At 62.2% G+C, this 20,180-nt stretch carries 14 protein-coding genes; 9 read left to right on the top strand and 5 right to left on the bottom strand.

The features are described from left to right. The first annotated feature begins 1 nt into the window (after position 1). From tpx to B9N88_RS23505, 7 genes are all read left to right on the top strand, one after another. A complete protein-coding gene (gene tpx, locus B9N88_RS23535) occupies positions 2-502 on the top strand; it encodes a thiol peroxidase (protein WP_027606397.1) in 501 nt (166 codons plus the stop codon). Between the two features lie 232 nt (positions 503-734). Further along, positions 735-2,033, top strand: coding sequence for an MdtA/MuxA family multidrug efflux RND transporter periplasmic adaptor subunit (locus B9N88_RS23530; protein WP_027606396.1), 1,299 nt, complete (start codon positions 735-737; stop codon positions 2,031-2,033). After that, positions 2,030-5,131: an MdtB/MuxB family multidrug efflux RND transporter permease subunit gene (locus tag B9N88_RS23525; protein ID WP_027606395.1), complete on the top strand. Its 3,102-nt coding sequence runs from the start codon at positions 2,030-2,032 to the stop codon at positions 5,129-5,131. The genes B9N88_RS23530 and B9N88_RS23525 overlap by 4 nt, the downstream gene beginning before the upstream one ends. After that, the gene (locus tag B9N88_RS23520) at positions 5,128-8,235 is read left to right on the top strand and encodes an efflux RND transporter permease subunit (RefSeq protein ID WP_027606394.1); all 3,108 of its coding nucleotides are present in this window, start codon (positions 5,128-5,130) and stop codon (positions 8,233-8,235) included. Before B9N88_RS23525 ends, B9N88_RS23520 begins: the two co-directional genes overlap by 4 nt. Then, complete coding sequence (locus B9N88_RS23515; protein WP_027606393.1) at positions 8,232-9,701, top strand: efflux transporter outer membrane subunit; 1,470 nt, start codon at positions 8,232-8,234, stop codon at positions 9,699-9,701. Before B9N88_RS23520 ends, B9N88_RS23515 begins: the two co-directional genes overlap by 4 nt. Positions 9,702-9,882: 181 nt before the next feature. After that, on the top strand, positions 9,883-11,979 hold the full coding sequence (locus B9N88_RS23510; protein ID WP_027606392.1) for a putative bifunctional diguanylate cyclase/phosphodiesterase: 2,097 nt from the start codon (positions 9,883-9,885) through the stop codon (positions 11,977-11,979). Positions 11,980-12,033: 54 nt separating this feature from the next. Further along, complete coding sequence (locus B9N88_RS23505) at positions 12,034-12,780, top strand: SDR family oxidoreductase (protein WP_027606391.1); 747 nt, start codon at positions 12,034-12,036, stop codon at positions 12,778-12,780. A 121-nt stretch (positions 12,781-12,901) separates the two neighbouring features. Here B9N88_RS23505 and mapR read toward each other — a convergent pair whose 3' ends face one another. From mapR to B9N88_RS23490, 3 genes are all read right to left on the bottom strand, one after another. Further along, the gene (gene mapR, locus B9N88_RS23500; RefSeq protein ID WP_027606390.1) at positions 12,902-14,311 is read right to left on the bottom strand and encodes a GntR family transcriptional regulator MpaR; all 1,410 of its coding nucleotides are present in this window, start codon (positions 14,309-14,311) and stop codon (positions 12,902-12,904) included. 76 nt (positions 14,312-14,387) lie between these two features. Continuing rightward, positions 14,388-15,797: a cytochrome c oxidase accessory protein CcoG gene (gene ccoG / locus B9N88_RS23495; RefSeq protein ID WP_027606389.1), complete on the bottom strand. Its 1,410-nt coding sequence runs from the start codon at positions 15,795-15,797 to the stop codon at positions 14,388-14,390. A 183-nt stretch (positions 15,798-15,980) separates the two neighbouring features. Then, positions 15,981-16,220, bottom strand: a complete 240-nt coding sequence (locus B9N88_RS23490; protein WP_027606388.1) for a DUF3203 family protein — start codon at positions 16,218-16,220, stop codon at positions 15,981-15,983. 118 nt (positions 16,221-16,338) lie between these two features. On the opposite strand from B9N88_RS23490, the gene B9N88_RS23485 reads away from it, so the two are divergent. Then, positions 16,339-16,836 (top strand): MgtC/SapB family protein, encoded by a 498-nt coding sequence (locus B9N88_RS23485; protein ID WP_027606387.1) that lies wholly within the window; start codon positions 16,339-16,341, stop codon positions 16,834-16,836. On the opposite strand, the gene B9N88_RS32430 is transcribed toward B9N88_RS23485, so the two are convergent. Further along, positions 16,837-17,529 (bottom strand): hypothetical protein, encoded by a 693-nt coding sequence (locus B9N88_RS32430; RefSeq protein ID WP_133822140.1) that lies wholly within the window; start codon positions 17,527-17,529, stop codon positions 16,837-16,839. 209 nt (positions 17,530-17,738) lie between these two features. Beyond that, complete coding sequence (locus B9N88_RS32690; RefSeq protein ID WP_166655319.1) at positions 17,739-17,897, bottom strand: hypothetical protein; 159 nt, start codon at positions 17,895-17,897, stop codon at positions 17,739-17,741. A 204-nt stretch (positions 17,898-18,101) separates the two neighbouring features. On the opposite strand from B9N88_RS32690, the gene B9N88_RS23475 reads away from it, so the two are divergent. Beyond that, a complete protein-coding gene (locus B9N88_RS23475; protein ID WP_027606385.1) occupies positions 18,102-20,090 on the top strand; it encodes an alpha-1,4-glucan--maltose-1-phosphate maltosyltransferase in 1,989 nt (662 codons plus the stop codon). The last annotated feature ends 90 nt before the right edge of the window (positions 20,091-20,180 follow it).

Raw genomic sequence — 20,180 nt, 5'->3', positions numbered from 1 at the left:
CATGGCTCAAGTCACTCTTCGCGGTAACCCTGTCCAGGTTGAAGGCGAATTGCCGAAAGTCGGCTCTGAAGCAGCAGACTTCACCCTGACCGCCGGCGATCTGTCGGATGCAACCCTGGCTACCTTTGCCGGCAAGCGCAAAGTGCTGAATATCTTCCCAAGCGTCGACACCCCGACCTGCGCCACGTCGGTACGCAAGTTCAACGCCCAGGCCAACGAACTGAACAACGCCGTCGTACTGTGTATCTCCACCGACCTGCCATTCGCCCAGGCGCGTTTCTGCGGCGCCGAAGGCCTGGAAAACGTGAAGAACCTGTCGGACTTCCGTGACCCTGGTTTTGCCGTCGATTACGGCGTAGCGATTGCCGATGGCCCGCTCAAAGGCCTGACCGCCCGTGCGGTCGTGGTGCTGGACGAAAACAACACCGTGCTGCACAGCGAACTGGTTTCGGAAATCGGCCAGGAGCCGAACTACGAAGCGGCCCTGGCTGTTTTGAAGTAACTGTTTCGGCGCGTTACTGTCGTTTTGCAGTAACACCCGTAAGACATGATTGCGGCCTGGCCTAGTCCAGGCCGTTTTCATTTGTGGCTCAGACGTTTAGCGAAATAGCCCGCAGACTAAGCCGCAGAAGTTAAAAGTTGTAAGCCCAAGGTAAATAGCCGGTAAAGGCGCTTTTCTTAACGCGCTCCAGTGCTTATCTTTCAGCCTCCCGAAGAAGAAGCTCTCGCGCCCAATGGTTGATCACTCCATGCAATCCTCCCCCCGCAACTCCCGCCGCTGGCTGTTCGGCCTGCTCGTGCTGCTGGTTATCGCCGGCCTGTGCTGGAAATTCTGGCCAGGCGGCGCCGCCCACAAAGACGCACCGGCCGGGCATACCGGTAAAACCGGCATGGCGCGCCCGGGGTTCGGCGGGTCCACCGGCCCGGTGCCGGTGCGTGTAGCGCCGGCGGTGCTGGGGGAGTTCCCGGTGTACTACAAGGCCTTGGGCACGGTCACCGCGCTCAATACCATCAATGTGCGCAGCCGGGTGGGTGGCGAGCTGGTCAAGATCGCCTTTGAAGAAGGGCAGATGGTCAAGGCCGGCGACCTGCTGGCCGAGATCGACCCGCGCAGCTACCAGAATGCCTTGCTCCAGGCCCAGGGCACGCTGATGCAGAACCAGGCCCAGTTGAAAAACGCCCAGGTCGACGTGCAGCGTTATCGCGACCTCTACGCCCAGGACAGTATCGCCAAGCAGACCCTGGACACCGCCGAAGCGCTGGTCCTGCAATACCAGGGCACGGTCAAGACCAACCAGGGCGCGGTGGACGACGCCAAGCTCAACCTCGAGTTCACCAAGATCCGCGCGCCTATCAGTGGTCGCGTCGGCTTGCGCCAGGTCGATGTGGGCAACCTGGTGGCGGCCAACGACACCACCTTCCTTGCGGTGATCACCCAGACCCAACCGATCAGCGTGGCCTTCACCCTGCCGGAAAACACCCTGGAAACCGTGCTCGCCCGTTATCACGCCGGCAACAAGCTGCCCGTGGAAGCCTGGGACCGTGGCGACGTCAAGCGCCAGGCCACTGGTGTGCTGCAAAGCCTGGACAACCAGATCGACGTCACCACCGGCACCCTGAAATTCAAGGCGCGTTTCGATAACAAGGACCAGGCGCTGTTCCCCAACCAGTTCGTCAACGTGCATTTGCTCGCCGATACCTTGCACAACGTGGTGCTGGCGCCGTCCGCCGCGATTCAGTTCGGCAACACCGGTACCTTTGTCTACAAGCTCGATGGCGACAAGAAGGTCAAGGTCCAGCCGCTGGTGGTGGGTGACACCGATGGCGACAACACTGTGATCAAGGAAGGCCTGGTCGCCGGCGACCGTGTGGTGCTGGAAGGCACCGACCGCCTCAAGGACGGCAGCGAGATCGAAGTGGTCAACGACAGCAGCGAAGTGCCGACGACGCCCACCGAACACCTGCAAGGCAAGCCGGCGGCTAAAGGGGAGACCGGCACCACCGCCGGCAAGGCGCAAAAGGTCGGTTCATGAACCTGTCGCGGCTGTTTATCCTTCGCCCGGTCGCCACCACGCTGAGCATGCTGGCGATTGTTTTGGCCGGCATTATTTCCTACCGCTTGTTGCCGGTCTCGGCGCTGCCCCAGGTGGATTACCCGACCATCCGGGTGATGACCCTGTACCCCGGTGCCAGCCCCGATGTGATGACCAGCGCGGTCACCGCGCCCCTTGAGCGCCAGTTCGGGCAGATGCCCGGCCTGACCCAGATGGCGTCCACCAGTTCCGGCGGCGCCTCGGTGCTGACCCTGCGTTTCAACCTCGACATCAATATGGATGTCGCCGAGCAACAGGTGCAGGCCGCGATCAACGCCGCCACCAACCTGCTGCCCAAGGATTTGCCGGCGCCGCCGGTGTACAACAAGGTCAACCCCGCGGATACCCCGGTGCTGACCCTGGCCATCACCTCCAAGACCATGCAGCTGCCCAAGCTCAATGACCTGGTCGACACACGCATGGCGCAGAAAATCGCCCAGATCAGCGGCGTCGGCATGGTCAGCATCGCCGGTGGCCAGCGCCAGGCCGTGCGCATCAAGGTCAACCCCGAAGCCCTGGCGGCCAACGGCTTGAACCTCTCCGATGTGCGCACCCTGATCGCCGCGTCCAACGTCAACCAGCCCAAGGGTAACTTCGACGGCCCCACGCGGGTGTCGATGCTCGATGCCAACGACCAGTTGGTGTCGCCCCAGCAATACGCCGAGCTGATCCTGGCCTACAACAATGGCGCGCCTTTGCGCCTCAAGGATGTGGCGCAGATCGTCGACGGCGCCGAAAACGAACGCCTTGCCGCCTGGGCCAATGAAAACCAGGCCGTACTCCTCAATATCCAGCGCCAGCCGGGCGCCAACGTGATCGAGGTGGTCGACCGCATCAAGGCGCTGCTGCCGAGCATCACCGACAACCTGCCGGCCGGCCTCGACGTGACGGTGCTGACCGATCGCACCCAGACCATCCGCGCCTCGGTCACCGATGTGCAGCACGAATTGCTGATCGCCATCGCCCTGGTGGTGATGGTGACGTTCCTGTTCCTGCGGCGGGTCAGCGCCACGATCATTCCGTCGATTGCCGTGCCGCTGTCGCTGGTGGGCACCTTCGGGGTGATGTACCTGGCCGGGTTCTCCATCAATAACCTGACGCTGATGGCCCTGACCATTGCCACCGGTTTCGTGGTGGACGATGCCATCGTGATGCTGGAGAACATTTCCCGCTATATCGAGGAAGGCGAGACGCCGCTGGCTGCTGCGCTCAAGGGCGCCAGGCAAATCGGCTTCACCCTGATTTCCCTGACCCTGTCACTGATCGCCGTATTGATCCCGCTGCTGTTCATGGCTGACGTGGTGGGACGGCTGTTCCGCGAATTTGCCATCACCCTGGCGGTGGCGATCCTGATTTCCCTGGTGGTGTCCCTGACGCTCACGCCGATGATGTGCGCGCGTTTGCTCAAGCGCGAACCCAAGGAAGAAGAGCAGAGCCGTTTCTACAAGGCCAGCGGCGCCTGGATCGATTGGCTGATCGAAGCCTACGGGCGCAAGTTGCAATGGGTGCTCAGGCACCAGCCGTTGACCCTGTTGGTGGCCATCGCGACCCTGGGCCTTACGGTGGTGCTGTACCTGGTGGTGCCCAAGGGCTTTTTCCCGGTGCAGGACACCGGGGTGATCCAGGGTATTTCCGAAGCGCCGCAGTCGATTTCATTCGCCGCCATGAGCCAGCGCCAGCAGGAACTGGCGCAGATCATCCTCACCGACCCGGCGGTGCAAAGCCTGTCGTCCTATATCGGCGTGGATGGCGATAACGCCACCCTCAACAGCGGCCGCTTGCTGATCAACCTCAAGCCCCACGGCCAGCGCGACTTGAGCGCGGCCCAGGTGATCACGCGCCTGCAACCGCTAATCGACAAGCTGGTGGGCATCCGCCTGTTCATGCAGCCGGTGCAGGACCTGACCATCGAAGACCGTGTGAGCCGCACCCAGTATCAATTCAGCATGTCCTCGCCGGACGCCGACCTGCTGGCCCTGTGGAGCGGCAAGCTGGTGCACGCACTGAGCCAGATGCCGGAACTCACCGACGTCGCCAGCGACCTGCAGGACAAGGGCCTGCAGGTGTACCTGGTGATCGACCGCGATGCGGCCTCGCGCCTGGGCGTCAGTGTGTCGACCATCACCGACGCACTGTATGACGCGTTCGGCCAGCGGCAGATTTCCACCATCTACACCCAGGCCAGCCAGTACCGCGTGGTCTTGCAGGCCCAGTCGGGGGAAACCCTGGGCCCGGCGGCGCTGAACCAGATCCATGTGAAGACCACCGACGGCGGCCAGGTGCGCCTGTCCAGCCTGGCCCATGTGGAACAGCGCCAGGCGCAGTTGGCGATTGCGCACATCGGCCAGTTCCCGGCGGTGATGATGTCGTTCAACCTGGCCCCCGGCGTTGCCCTGGGCAAAGGCGTGGAGCTGATCAACCAGGCGCAGAAGGACATTGGCATGCCGGTGGGCGTGCAGACCCAGTTCCAGGGCGCGGCCCAGGCGTTCGAAGCGTCGCTGTCGAGCACCTTGCTGCTGATCCTGGCGGCGGTGGTCACCATGTACATCGTGCTGGGTGTGCTCTACGAGAGCTATATCCACCCGATCACCATTCTCTCGACCTTGCCCTCGGCCGCGGTGGGGGCCTTGCTGGCCTTGCTGCTCAGTGGCAACGACCTGGGCATGATCGCGATCATCGGCATCATCCTGCTGATCGGTATCGTCAAGAAGAACGCGATCATGATGATCGACTTCGCCCTCGACGCCGAACGCAACCAGGGCCTGGACCCGCAGACCGCGATCTACCAGGCGGCGCTGCTGCGCTTCCGGCCGATCCTGATGACTACCCTGGCCGCCCTGTTCGGTGCAGTGCCGTTGATGCTCGCCACCGGCTCCGGTGCCGAACTGCGCCAGCCCCTGGGCCTGGTGATGGTCGGCGGCCTGCTGGTGAGCCAGGTGTTGACGCTGTTCACCACGCCGGTGATCTACCTGTATTTCGATCGCCTCGGCCGCCGCTGGCGCAAAGAGCCGCAAAGCCTGGAGCCGGTTGAGTCATGAACCTGTCCGGACCTTTCATTCGCCGGCCGGTAGCGACCCTGCTGCTGAGCCTGGCGATCATGTTGCTGGGCGGGGTCAGCTTCAACCTGCTGCCGGTGTCGCCGCTGCCACAGATCGATTTCCCGGTGATCGTGGTCTCGGCCAGCCTGCCCGGCGCCAGCCCCGAGGTGATGGCCTCCACGGTGGCCACGCCGCTGGAGCGTTCCTTCGGCGCGATTGCCGGCATCACCACCATGAGCAGCTCGTCGAGCCAGGGCTCCACCCGGGTGATCCTGGCGTTCGACTCCGACCGTGATATCAACGGTGCCGCGCGGGAAGTGCAGGCGGCGATCAACGCCTCGCGCAACCTGCTGCCCAGCGGCATGCGCAGCATGCCCACCTACAAGAAGATCAACCCGTCCCAGGCACCGATCATGGTGCTGTCGCTGACCTCGGACGTGTTGCAGAAGGGCCAGTTGTACGACCTGGCCTCGACCATCCTCTCCCAAAGCCTGTCCCAGGTGCCGGGCGTGGGCGAGGTGCAGATCGGCGGCAGCTCCCTGCCGGCGGTGCGCATCGAGCTGGAGCCCAAGGCCCTCGACCAGTACGGCGTGGCCCTGGACGACGTGCGCAACACCATCGCCGCTGCCAACCAGCGTCGGCCCAAGGGCTCCCTGGAAGACAGTGAGCGCAACTGGCAGATCCAGGCCAACGACCAGCTGGAAAAGGCCAAGGACTACGAGCCGCTGCTGATTCGCTACCAGGACGGCGCCGCCCTGCGACTCAAGGATGTGGCGAAGATCAGCGACGGCGTGGAAGACCGCTACAACAGTGGCTTCTTCAACAATGATTCGGCGGTGCTGCTGGTGATCAACCGCCAGTCCGGCGCCAACATCATCGAGACCGTCAGGCAGATCAAGGCGCAACTGCCGGCGTTGCAGGCGGTGCTGCCGTCCAGCGTCAAGCTCAGCCTGGCCATGGACCGCTCGCCGGTGATCACCGCGACCCTGCATGAAGCCGAGATGACCCTGCTGATTGCGGTGGGGCTGGTGATCCTGGTGGTGTACCTGTTCCTCGGCAACTTCCGCGCCTCGCTGATTCCAACCCTGGCGGTGCCGGTGTCGCTGGTGGGCACGTTCGCGATCATGTACCTGTACGGGTTCTCACTGAACAACTTCTCGCTGATGGCGCTGATCCTGGCCACCGGCCTGGTGGTGGACGATGCCATCGTGGTGCTGGAGAACATTTCCCGGCATATCGACGCGGGCGTGCCGCCGATGAAGGCCGCTTACCTGGGCGCCGAGGAAGTCGGTTTTACCTTGCTGTCGATGAACGTATCGCTGGTGGCGGTGTTCCTCTCGATCCTGTTCATGGGCGGGATCGTCACCAACCTGTTCCGCGAGTTTTCCATCACCTTGTCGGCGGCGATCATCGTGTCGCTGATCGTGTCGCTGACGTTGACGCCGATGCTCTGCGCCCGTTGGCTCAAGCCCCACGTGAAAGGGCAGATGACCGGCCTGCAGCGCTGGAGCCAGAAGATCAACGACCGCATGGTGGCCGGCTACGCCACCAGCCTGGACTGGGTGCTGCGCCATCGCCGCCTGACCTTGCTCAGCCTGCTGCTGACCATTGGCGTGAACGTGGCGCTGTACGTGGTGGTCCCGAAAACCTTTATGCCGCAACAGGACACCGGCCAATTGATCGGCTTTGTGCGCGGGGACGACGGCCTGTCGTTCAGCGTCATGCAACCGAAGATGGAAATCTTCCGCAAGGCGGTGCTCAACGACCCGGCGGTGCTCAGCGTGGCCGGCTTTATCGGCGGCAACAACGGTACCAACAACGCGGTGATGCTGGTCCGCCTCAAGCCCATCAGCGAACGCAAGGTGTCCGCCCAGGCGGTGATCGAGCGCCTGCGCAAGGATGTGCCGCTGGTGCCGGGCGGGCGCCTGTTCCTGATGGCCGACCAGGACCTGCAATTCGGCGGCAGCCGTGACCAGACCAGCGCGCAGTATTCCTACATCCTGCAAAGCGGCGACCTGGCCGCGCTGCGCCTGTGGTACCCGAAAGTGGTCGCGGCGCTGCGTGAGCTGCCGGAGCTGACCGCCATCGACGCCCGCGAAGGCCGGGGCGCGGCCCAGGTCACGCTGATTGTCGACCGTGACCAGGCCAAGCGCCTGGGCATCGACATGGACATGGTCACTGCGGTGCTCAACAACGCCTACAGCCAGCGGCAGATTTCCACCATCTACGACAGCCTCAACCAGTACCAGGTGGTGATGGAGGTCAACCCCAAATATGCCCAGGACCCGATCACCCTCAACCAGATGCAGGTGATCACCTCCAGCGGCGCGCGGGTGCCGTTGTCGACCATTGCCCATTACGAGAACAGCCTGGCGGACGACCGCGTCAGCCACGAAGGCCAGTTCGCCTCGGAAAACATCGCCTTCGACATGGCCCCCGGGGTCACGGTGGAGCAGGGCACGGCGGCCATCGAGCGGGCGATTGCCAAGGTCGGCCTGCCGGAAGATGTGATCGCCAAGATGGCCGGCACCGCCGATGCCTTTGCGGCCACGCAGAAGGGCCAGCCGTTCATGATCCTCGGCGCGCTGGTGGCGGTGTACCTGGTGCTCGGCATTCTGTATGAGAGCTACATTCATCCGCTGACGATCCTCTCGACCCTGCCGTCGGCCGGCGTCGGCGCGATGCTTGCCATCTACCTGACGGGAGGGGAGTTCAGCCTGATTTCCCTGCTCGGCCTGTTCCTGTTGATCGGGGTGGTGAAGAAGAACGCGATCCTGATGATCGACCTGGCGTTGCAGCTGGAACGCAACGATGGCCTGGGCCCGCTGGAATCGATTCGCAGCGCCTGCCTGTTGCGTCTGCGGCCGATCCTGATGACCACCCTGGCGGCCATCCTCGGCGCCTTGCCGTTGCTGCTGGGCACCGGCGATGGCGCGGAAATGCGCCATCCCCTGGGCCTGACCATCATTGGCGGCCTGATTTTCAGCCAGGTCCTGACCCTCTACACCACCCCGGTGGTTTACCTCTATCTCGACCGCGCGCGCCACCGCTTCAACGCCTGGCGCGGTGTGCGTACCGATGCTGCCCTGGACACTGCGCTATGACCGATTCAACCTTCGCCAAATTGGCCATGACCCGGGGTTCCCGTGTTGCGAGCCTGGTGCTTTGCGGCGCACTGCTCAGCGCTTGCGCCGTCGGCCCCGATTACCATCGCCCGGAAGTCACTGAACCCGCGCAGTTCAAGGAGGCCCAGGGCTGGCGCCAGGCCGCGCCGAGTGATTCCCTGGCCCGTGGCGCCTGGTGGGAGCTGTACGGCGATCGCCAACTCAACGACCTGGTGCTGCGCCTGAATAATTCCAACCAGACCGTGGCCCAGGCCGAAGCGCGTTTTCGCCAGGCCCAGGCCCTGGTGCGCAGCTCACGCGGGGCGTTTTACCCCAGCGTCGACCTGAGCGCGGGTAAAACCCGCGCCAGCCAGGGCACCGGCAGCAGCAGCGCCAGCCTCAGCAGTTCCAGCAGCGGGATCCGTGACACCCTCAACGCGCAGCTCGGCGTGAGCTGGGAAGCCGATATCTGGGGCAAATTGCGCCGTGGCCTGGAGGCCAACGAGGCCAGCGCCGAAGCCAGCTCGGCAGACTTGGCCGCGATGCGCCTGAGCCAACAATCGGAACTGGTGCAAAGCTACCTGCAACTGCGGGTCATGGACGAGCAGACCCGCCTGCTGCAAGCCACGCTGGACACCTACCAGCGCTCCCTGCAAATGACCGAAAACCAGTACCGCGCCGGTGTCTCCGGCAAGGACGCGGTGGCCCAGGCGCAAACCCAGCTCAAGACCACCCAGGCCAGCCTGATCGACCTGATCTGGCAACGCGCCCAACTGGAAAACGCCATCGCCGTGTTGATCGGCGAGGCACCGGCCAACTTCAACCTGGCGGTGAGCAAGGACATCCCGGCCCTGCCGCAGATTCCGGTCAGCCTGCCGTCGCAATTGCTTGAACGGCGCCCGGACATCGCCTCGGCCGAACGCTCGGTGATCGCCGCCAACGCCAATATCGGCGTAGCCAAGGCCGCCTATTACCCGGACCTGACGCTGAGCCTGGCCGGCGGCTATTCCAGCAGCACCTATGCCGACTGGATCAGCCTGCCGAACCGCTTCTGGTCGGTCGGGCCGAAACTGGCCATGACCCTGTTCGACGGCGGCCAGCGCTCGGCGGAAGTCGACCGCACCGTGGCGTCCTACGACGAAACCGTGGCCAAGTACCGCCAGACCGTGCTCGACGGCTTCCGTGAAGTGGAAAACTACATGGTCCAGCTCAAGCTGCTGGAAGACGAGGCGGTGGTCAGCAACGAAGCCCTCGAGGCCGCCCGAGAATCGCTGCGCTTGACCCAGAACCAGTACAAGGCCGGGCTGATTGCCTATCTGGATGTGGTGACTGTCCAGGCCACGGCGCTGAGCAACGAGCGCACCGTGTTGACCCTGTTGCAGAGCCGCCTGGTGGCCAGCGTGCAATTGATCGCCGCGCTGGGCGGTGGCTGGGATGGGCAGACGCCGATTGCCGAGAAGGATTGATCGATCGTTACCATGTGCGTGGGAACGCAGTGTGCGGGTAATTTCAGTCAGTAGATTGGCGTCAAATTGCCACTAATGGCCCTCTGATAATTAATCAACTGTCCAAGAATTATTCTCGCTACAATCGCCCGCTTTGCCACTTGGCACGGGCGTTTCGGGTCCGTTGCCCACGAGAAGTCCCATGCTTATCGGTAGCTATTCCCCTTCGCTGGTCGCGATCTCGCTGTTTGTCGCGATCCTCGCTTCCTACACCGCCCTGGACCTTACCGGCCGCATCGCGACCGCCAAGGGGCGCGCTGTGTATTTATGGATAGCCGGCGGGGCCATGGCGATGGGGGTAGGCGTCTGGTCCATGCACTTTATCGGCTTGCTGGCGTTGCGCCTGCCGTTTGCCTTGGGCTTTGATATCGGTATCACCGCGCTGTCGTTGTTGATCGCGGTATTGTCCTGCGGCTTTGCATTATGGCTGGTCAGCCAAGCGCGTTTGCCTGCCTGGCAACTGGCGTTTGGCGCGCTGGTCATGGGCAGCGGTATTGCCACCATGCACTACACCGGCATGGCCGCGATGCGCATGACGCCGGGCATCGACTATGACCCCACGCTATTTGGCCTATCGTTGCTGATCGCGGTGGTGGCGTCCGGCGCCGCGCTGTTGATTGCGTTCAACCTGCGCCGCAACACGCCTTACGTACGCCTGGCCCGTGGTGGTGCGGCGGTGGTGATGGGCTTTGCAATCGTCGGCATGCATTACACCGGCATGGCGGCCGCACGCTTTGCCGATGAAAGCTACTGCGCCGCCGTGCTGGACGGTTTGAGTGGCAAGGGCCTGGATAACCTGGTGTTGGTGACGACCCTGGCGGTACTGGCCATCGCGTTGCTGACGTCGTTGCTCGACGCGCGCCTGGAAGCCCGCACTGCGGTGCTCGCCGACTCACTGACCCAAGCCAACCAGGAACTGACCCACCTGGCCCTGCACGATATGCTCACCGGCCTGCCCAATCGCACCTTGCTGGCCGATCGTATTCAACAGGCCATCGAGGCGGTAAAGGAGCAGGGCGGTTGCTTTGCCCTGATGTTCATCGACCTGGATGGCTTCAAGCCGGTCAACGATGCTTTTGGCCATCACATGGGCGACCAGTTGTTGCGCGAAGTCGGCCTGCGCCTGCGCGAAGACCTGCGCAGTCACGACACCCTGGCGCGCATCGGCGGCGATGAGTTTGTATTGCTGGTGCAGTTGACCCAGCCCGACGATGCCCTCGGCCTTGCCGAACGCCAGGTGGTGCTGATCAACCGCGCGTTCCAGGTGGCCGAGCATGAGCTGAAGATTTCCGCCAGCGTCGGCATCGCCATGTTCCCGGGCAATGGCAACACCCCCCAGGAACTGCTGATGAACGCCGACGCCGCCATGTACCATGCCAAGGGCATGGGCAAGAACGGCTACAGCTTCTTTGATGTGTCGATGAACACCAATGCGCGCAAGCAATTGCAGCTGCTGCAAGACCTGCGCAATGCCCTTGAGCACGAGCAGTTCCGGCTGTATTACCAGCCCAAGTTTGATGCGATCAGTGGGATCCCGGTGGGCGCCGAAGCGCTGGTGCGCTGGGAGCATCCGCAACAAGGCTTGTTGTTGCCGGCGACCTTTATCGAACTGGCGGAAAAAACCGGCCTGATCATCCCCATCGGCGAATGGGTGCTCAATGAAGCCTGTCGCCAAATGAGCCTGTGGTACGCCCAGGGTTATGAGCACTGGCGCATTGCGGTGAACTTGTCGGCGTTGCAGTTTTGCCACGCCGGGCTGGTCAACAGCGTGGCCGGCGCCCTGGCGCGGCACCGGTTGCCGGCCAACAGCCTGACCCTGGAAATCACCGAAACCACCGCGATGAGCGATGCCGATGCGAGCATGACGGTGTTGCAGCAGCTGTCGGACATGGGCGTGGACCTGTCCATCGACGATTTCGGCACGGGCTACTCCAGCCTGATGTACCTCAAGCGCCTGCCGGCCAACGAGTTGAAGATCGACCGTGGTTTTGTGCGTGACCTGGAGCATGACAGCGACGACGCCGCCATCGTGTCTGCCATTGTTGCCTTGGGCCAGGCGCTGGGGCTGCGAATCGTCGCCGAAGGTGTGGAAACCGATGTGCAGCAGAGTTTTCTCACACGGTTGGGGTGCAACTCCCTGCAAGGCTACCTGCTCGGCCACCCGTTGCCGGCGGACGGTTTCATGGACCATATCCAGCGCGGTGAAGACGCAGCGGCGCCTGACAAAAGCCGTGCGTGACGGTTAGTATCGGATCCAACCCTAAACACCAGGTTGGATCAGGAGACCGCACGCATGGACAAAGTCCTCATCATCACCGGGGGCAGCCGTGGTATCGGCGCCGAGACGGCATTGCTGGCTGCCCGCGAGGGCTATCGCCTCTGCATCAACTATCACTCCGATGAAAAAGCCGCCCACAGCGTGCTCGAGCAGGTTCGCGGCCTCGGTGCCCAGGCGATTGCGGTGCGCGCGGATGTCAGTATCGAAGATGAAGTGATTGCGCTGTTTCATCGTGTGGACGCCGAACTGGGCCGGGTCACCGCGTTGGTGAACAATGCCGGCACCGTGGGTCACAAGTCGCGGGTGGATGAGATGTCCGAGTTCCGCATCCTGAACATTCTCAAGACCAATGTGCTCGGTCCGATCCTGTGTGCCAAGCACGCGGTGCTGCGGATGTCGCCCAAGCATGGCGGGCAGGGAGGCAGTATCGTCAACGTGTCGTCGGTGGCCGCACGCCTGGGTTCGCCGGGTGAATACGTCGACTACGCCGCATCCAAGGGCGCACTCGACACCTTCACCCTGGGCCTGTCCAAAGAAGTGGCGGGCGAGGGCATCCGCGTCAATGCGGTGCGCCCCGGCTACATCTTCACCGACTTCCATGCCCTGAGCGGCGACCCGGACCGGGTCAGCAAGCTCGAATCCGGTATTCCCATGGCCCGTGGCGGGCGGCCGGATGAAGTGGCGGAAGCGATTATCTGGCTGCTGTCGGACAAGGCTTCGTATGCCACGGGGACTTTTCTGGATTTGGGTGGCGGTCGCTAGTGATGCAGTGCCTGCACCGGCGCCATCGGGGGTAAGCCCCCTCCCACACTGAGCGTATTCACAGCCCAAAATGTGGGAGTGGGCTTGCCCCCGATGGCGTCAGAAAGCGCAACGCCATCACTCAAAACGACCGCACAATCCGCCCCAACGTCTCCATCGCCTTCTCCGAGGCCTCGGTCCACGGGCTGCCGTAGTTCAGGCGAATACAGTTGCGAAAGCGCTGGGTCGCCGAAAAGATCGGCCCCGGCGCAATGCTGATGCCTTGCGCCAGGGCCATCTGGAACAACTTCAACGAATCGGTCTGCTCCGGCAATTCCAACCACAGGAAATACCCGCCGGCCGGCTGGCTCACCCGTGTCTGCGCCGGGAAGTAGCGGGCGATCGCCGCCAGCATGGCGCTTTGCTGTTCTTCCAGGGCATAACGCAGTTTGCGTAAATGCCGGTCATAGCCGCCGTGTTGCAGGTAGTCGGCAATCGCCGCTTGCGCCGGCATCGAGGGGCACAGCGAGGTCATCAGCTTCAAGCGCTCGACCTTCTGGGCGTAGCGCCCGGCCGCCACCCAGCCGACGCGATAGCCCGGCGCCAGGCTCTTGGCGAAGGAGCCGCAGTGCATCACCAGGCCTTCGGTGTCGAAGGCCTTGGCCGGCTTGGGTGCCTGCTGCCCGTAGTACAACTCGGCGTACACGTCGTCCTCGATCAACGGCACCTGATGGCTGCGCAATAACTCGACCAGCGCCTGCTTCTTTGCTTCCGGCAATGTCGCGCCCATGGGGTTCTGGAAGCTGGTCATGGTCCAGCAGGCCTTGATCGGGTAGCGCTCCAGGGTTTGCGCCAGGGCACCCAGGTCGATGCCGTCGCGCGGGTGCACGGGGATTTCCACCGCCTTGAGCTTCAGGCGTTCCAGCACTTGCAGGCAGGCGTAGAACGCCGGGGCCTCGATCGCCACCAGGTCGCCCGGTTCGGTGACCGCCTGCAGGCACAGGTTCAACGCTTCCAGGGCGCCGTTGGTGATCAGCAGCTCCTCCATGGGCAGCATCAGGCCGCCGACCATATAGCGCAGGGCAATCTGCCGACGCAGTTGCGGGTTGCCCGGCGACATGTCGGTGACCACCAGGCGCGGGTCCATCTCGCGGCTGGCGCTGGCCAGGGAGCGGGCCAGGCGCGGCAGCGGGAACAGCATGGGGCTGGGGAAGGCCGAGCCGAAGGGCACGGTGTTGGGGTCTTTGATCGAATCGAGTACCGAGAACACCAGTTCGCTGACATCGACTTCGGTGGACTCATGCACCTGCTCGCTCACCACCGGTTCGGAGAACGGGCTGGGTGCATGGGTGTTGACGAAATAGCCGGAGCGCGGCCGTGCCCGGATCAGCCCGCGACGCTCCAACAGGTAGTAGGCCTGGAACACCGTGGACGGGCTGACGCCATAGGTCTGGCTGGCATAGCGCACCGACGGCACACGCTGGCCGGGGCCGAGGACGCCGGAGCGGATCAGTTCTGCGATGTCGTCGGCGAATTTTTCGTAGCGTTTCATGTTGGCCTTAAACAAATAGGTAATATGAGTGCAGCCCCTCTCACATTTGATCTGCATCATTTTCGACAGCGAGGTCTCAGCGGTTCAGTGGTGCCACAAAGCGACTGTCGGCGGCGCTGTAGATCCACGGCTCGTCCACATCCGAAACCTTGAAGCGCACTGTCTGCGAGCTGCTCGCCGGCTTGTCGGCCAGCAACGCCACCGACACCGGCACATCGACGATTTCCCCCGGTGCCAGGCTGATCTCGGTCTTGCCTTGCAGTTGGAAACCCTGCGCATCCAGCAGCTCCACCCGATATTCCTGGCGCTGCTGTGTCTTGTTGATGACCTTGAGGCTGTAGATGTTTTCGATCTGGCCCTGGGCGTTCTCGCGGAACATGCCACGGTCCTTGGTCACGTCCAGCGATACCATCGGCCGCTCCAGCAGTGCCACCACCAACGCCGCAATCATCACCAGCAGCACCGCACTGTAGCCGATCAGGCGCGGCCTGAGCAGGTGGGTCTTGCCGCCTTGCAGTTGATGCTCGGAGGTGTAGCTCACCAAGCCCCGCGCATAGCCCATCTTGTCCATGATCGAATCGCAGGCGTCGATGCACGCCGCACAGCCGATGCATTCCATTTGCAGGCCGTCGCGGATGTCGATGCCGGTGGGGCAGACCTGCACGCACAGCTGGCAGTCAATACAGTCGCCCAGGCCGACAGCGGCCGGCGTGACCTCGCGTTTACGCGGGCCGCGATGCTCGCCACGGGCGCTATCGTAGGAAATGGTCAGGGTGTCTTTATCGAACATCACGCTCTGGAACCGCGCATACGGACACATGTGCATGCACACCGCTTCACGCAGCCAGCCGGCGTTGATGTAGGTGGCGGTGGTAAAAAACAGCACCCAGAACAGACTCACGCCGCCCATTTGCCAGGTCAGCAGTTCGGCGGCCAGGGGGCGGATCGGCGTGAAGTAGCCGACAAAGGTCAGCCCGGTGAGCACGCTGATGCCCAGCCACAACGTGTGTTTGGCCGAGCGTCGCGCTAGTTTGTTCAGGCTCCAGGGCGCCGCTTGCAGCTTGATACGCTGGTTGCGCTCGCCCTCGGTGACCTTTTCGCACCACATGAACAGCCAGGTAAACGAGCTTTGCGGACAGGTGTAGCCACACCACACGCGGCCGGCGAACACCGTAATCGCAAACAGGCCGAAGGCACAGATGATCAGCAACGCCGATAACAGGATGAAATCCTGGGGCCAGAAGGTGGCGCCGAAAATATGGAATTTGCTTTCGGCCAAGTCCCACAGCACGGCTTGCCGCCCACCCCAGTTCAGCCACACCGTGCCGAAAAACGCCAGGAACAGAAAGCCCGCGCCAACCACGCGCAAGGTGCGGAACAGGCCGGTGAAACTGCGGGTATGGATCAGGTTATCGCTGGATTTGGCCTTCACCTTCTTTGGGTGCATCGGCTCAAAGGTTTCCACGGTTGGGATTCGTTCGCTCATGGTCGTTCGCTCATCAGCCTCCATCAGGCCGATGAACTATGCGCGCCGGTCTGTTTGCGTAACAGACTCAGGTATGGCGATAAAAAGCGGATCAGATGGGCTCTGGCCAGGGGCCTGCGTCAATGTGCTGCACCCCATGGCGCGTGAGTGCAGGCAAAACTGACGCGTGCTGATACAGATCAATTAAATCAGCGAACCAGGTTCTTCAGCCTTTACATGTTGGCGCCCATCATGGGCACCTGCCACCGTCAGGGCGTCGGCCTCGGCCTCGGTGATATAGATCCGCTCGGCCGCCAGTTCCACGTACGACATGGATTTGTCGGTGTCGGTAACGATATGGACGCGGGTCGCCGGCACGCTCTGTTCCTGGCCATTGTCATCGAGCATGAAGTAGCACAGTTGGTTTTCGATACGCAGGGGCATGCCGGTCTCCTTTTTCATGGGGTATGAAGGTTAGGGGGCAGCAAGGTGTGTGGGTTCAAGGCAACTGACTGGCGGTCGCCGCTGTCCATCCTTTATCCATAAATAAAGGACAGCATCCATGGACGCCTGGTGGCACGAAGTGTGGCAAACCCTGCAGGCCGAATTCGCCGACCTTGGCGACGCGAAACAGCTCACTCAAATCACTGTTCGCCTGCTGATCGCAGCGCTGTTGGGCGGCATCCTCGGGTTTGAGCGCGAGCACAAGGGCAAGGCTGCCGGTGTGCGCACCCATATGCTGGTGGCAATGGGCGCCGCATTGTTTGTGCTGGTACCGCAGATGTCCGGCAATCAGGCGGATGCCATGAGTCGTGTGGTCCAGGGGGTGATCGCGGGGATTGGTTTCCTCGGCGCAGGGACGATCCTCAAGGGCAAGGAAGACGAAGAGGGCCAGCACGTCAAAGGCCTGACCACCGCTGCCGGGTTATGGATGACCGCCGCCATTGGGGTGGCGGCGGGAATGGGCCGCGAGTCGACGGCGGTGTTGAGTACGCTGTTGGCATTGGCGGTGTTCAGCGTGATGCCCAGGATTGTCAAATCATTGGAAAAGGAGCCCTGATTAAAAGGAAATCTTCGCTACTTGAGTGGACGAATTACCCGCGTTGGGATTGGCGGTGTCAGGTCCCCGGGAGGCGTGACCAATGCCTGAGGGCGAACGTAGGGCGTCGAGGTTATTCTTCGTCAACAAGCCGCCGAGATCAGAGAAGGACTTGGCTGTTGAGTCAATGTTGGAAAACTTTTGCTGGAGGTTGTCCAGGGCGATGTCGTTTGCGAGGAGGGTGTTCAGCACACCATCGCTTCCATCGGCGTCAATTAATCTTGTCAAATTATTCAGGGCCTGCAGTTCCAATAGATTTATCTGGTGCTTTGTTACCGCGTTCTTGGCCGAGCTCAGGCTTGGGGCAAGTTGGTCTTTTCCGAGTTTATGCCCGATGGTTTCAAGGACTTGTGCGTTAGCTTGAGCGTTAGCGCCCTGCAACATTGAGCGGAGATTGGCTGGGCTCAATGTCGAACGGGTCAGATCAATAATTTCACGGGATTCCTTAGAGTGGGGGTTGCGCATGATCCGATTGAGGTTGGTGGGGGTCAGTAAGGCGTTAACGTCGTTCAGGCTGCTGTGCGCCTGTGTTGCGTCCAGTGAGGGTGCCAGGGGGGTGGATGCACTTGCCGGGTAAGACGACGCTTGTGGGGCGCGGTCTGGTTGAGGAAGTTGAGAAAGAGGCGAAGTGTGCTGGGGGGAGATGATTGACATAAGTATCCTCGCGATCAGATGAATTGTCGTAACGCTACGTCCCTGGATATCGGACGAAGCGTTTACGCGAGGTGAGTATAAAAACCAATGGAGTAACGTTCTTTCAGCCGTAGTTTCCAGATTGTGCAGGAAGCTTCTGTTTTGTTTGTGGTCCGCTCGCGGGGGGACAGCTTTTTTTGTCGAGCGAACCTCAAGCCTCATCGAGTCTTTCAGACAATTACCGGTGGCATGGTCGTCGGCGGTTCTTCCACGGGGGGCGGTTCATTTTCCGGCGGTTCCTTCTCGGGAATGGGTTGCGGTTCTGTAGGCGGCAGGGTCGGGTTGTCGATATTCGGGTCCGGGGTTTCAGCCGGGATCGGGATATTCATCGGTGTGGCCTCCTTTGTGCTTTGCTCTAGCGGTGGACATCCACCGGGGCCAATTGATTCCCCGCCCAATGGCGGAACATCCAGCTGAACTTTTAACCTTGGCCCAGGCTCGGACCTATAGCGGCCCTGCTCAGGGAGAGCGCTGCCGTATCGGAATTCGGATCAAGCAAAGAGCGTCCACAGGGCGTAAGGGGAAGATGCTCGATGACTGCTGAAACACTGGCTCCAGAAGACTCCATATTGCCGCTGTCCCAGGCGCTGTTGCTGCCCAGGATCGCGATTGAAAGCACTTCACCCGTGATCGACGGCGGCGAATTTGCCGTGAAGGCCGTGGTGGGCCAGCGGGTCAACGTCACCAGCAAGGTATTCGCCGATGGCCACGACAAGCTGGCCGTATTGATCCGTTGGCGCCCGCTGCATGACGAAAGCTGGCACAGCGTGGTCATGAACGACGTGGGCAACAATGGCTGGGAAGGGGCGTTTACCGTCACCGTCCAGGGCCCTCACGAATACTGCATCGAGGCCTGGATCGATACCTTCGCCAGCTTCTGCTATGAACTGCGCAAAAAACATGAAGCCGGCGTGCCGGTCAGCCTGGAGTTGCAGGAAGGCCGCAGCCTGGTGCTGCAGGCCGCGGAGCGCAGCGACAACGAACTACGCGACCGCCTGATGCTGTTGCACCACGAACTCTCCGGTTTGCTGGAAACCGAGCAGGTCGCGCTGTTTTTGCACGAAGACAGTGCACACCTGATGACCCAGGCCGACCACCGCGCCTACTTGAGCATCAGCACCGTCTACCCGATTGATGTGGAGCGCGAGGCGGCGCAGTTTGCCAGTTGGTACGAGCTGTTTCCCCGTTCGATCACCGACGATCCGGCCCGCCACGGTACCTTCAACGACGTGCACTCGCGCTTGTCGATGATCCATGACATGGGGTTCGACGTGCTGTACTTCCCGCCGATCCACCCGATCGGGCGCAGCCACCGCAAAGGCAAGAACAATTCCCTGACCGCAGGCCCCGACGATCCGGGCAGCCCCTATGCCATCGGCAGCGAGGAGGGCGGCCACGAGGCCATCCACCCGCAGTTGGGCAGCCGTGATGACTTCCGGCGCCTGGTCAAGGCCGCCGCCGAGCATGGCCTGGAGATCGCCCTGGATTTCGCCATCCAGTGCTCCCAGGACCACCCGTGGCTCAAAGAGCACCCGGGCTGGTTCAACTGGCGCCCGGACGGCACGATCAAATATGCCGAGAACCCGCCGAAGAAGTACCAGGACATCGTCAACGTCGACTTCTATGCCGCGGATGCGATCCCGGGCCTGTGGACCGAGCTGCGTGACATCGTGGTGGGCTGGGTGGAAGAGGGCGTGAAGACCTTTCGCGTCGACAATCCCCACACCAAGCCGCTGCCCTTTTGGCAGTGGCTGATCGCCGATGTACGGGCAAAGTATCCCGAGGTGATCTTCCTCGCCGAAGCCTTCACCACCCCGGCGATGATGGCGCGTCTGGGCAAGGTCGGTTACTCCCAGAGCTATACCTACTTCACTTGGCGCAATACCAAGGCCGAACTGGCCGAATACCTGGCGCAATTGAACGAGTCGCCGTGGCGCGAATGCTACCGGCCGAACTTCTTCGTCAACACGCCGGATATCAACCCAGGCTTCCTGCATGAATCCGGGCGCCCAGGTTTCTTGATCCGCGCCGCGCTGGCCACCATGGGGTCGGGCCTGTGGGGCATGTATTCGGGGTTTGAGCTGTGTGAAGCGGCTCCGGTGCCGGGCAAAGAGGAATACCTGGACTCGGAGAAATACGAGATTCGTCCTCGGGACTTCACCGCACCCGGCAATATCATCGCCGAGATCGCCCAGCTCAACCGCATCCGCCGCCAAAACCCGGCCTTGCAGACCCACCTGGGGCTGAAGCTCTACAACGCCTGGAACGACAATATCCTGTACTTCGGCAAGCGCAGCGAGGATGGCAGCAACTTCATTCTCGTAGCGGTCAACCTCGATCCGTTCAATGCCCAGGAGGCCCACTTCGAGTTGCCGTTGTGGGAATTGGGCCTGCCGGACGATGCGCACACCCAGGGTGAAGACCTGATGAACGGCCATCGCTGGACCTGGTATGGCAAGACCCAGTGGACGCGGCTGGAGCCGCAGATGCCGTTCGGGATCTGGCGCATCAGCACCTCTTGAGCCTGGTGAGGAGCAACATGTGGGAGGGGGGCAAGCCCCCTACCACATTGACCAGGTTCAGTCTGCACGATTTTTCGAGTATTTCAGGAG

Source organism: Pseudomonas sp. LAMO17WK12:I1, assembly GCF_900177315.1.
In the GTDB taxonomy this organism is placed as follows: domain Bacteria; phylum Pseudomonadota; class Gammaproteobacteria; order Pseudomonadales; family Pseudomonadaceae; genus Aquipseudomonas; species Aquipseudomonas marginalis.
The sequence above is the reverse complement of the archived record's forward strand: the minus strand, read 5'-3'. Positions and strand labels throughout refer to the sequence as shown.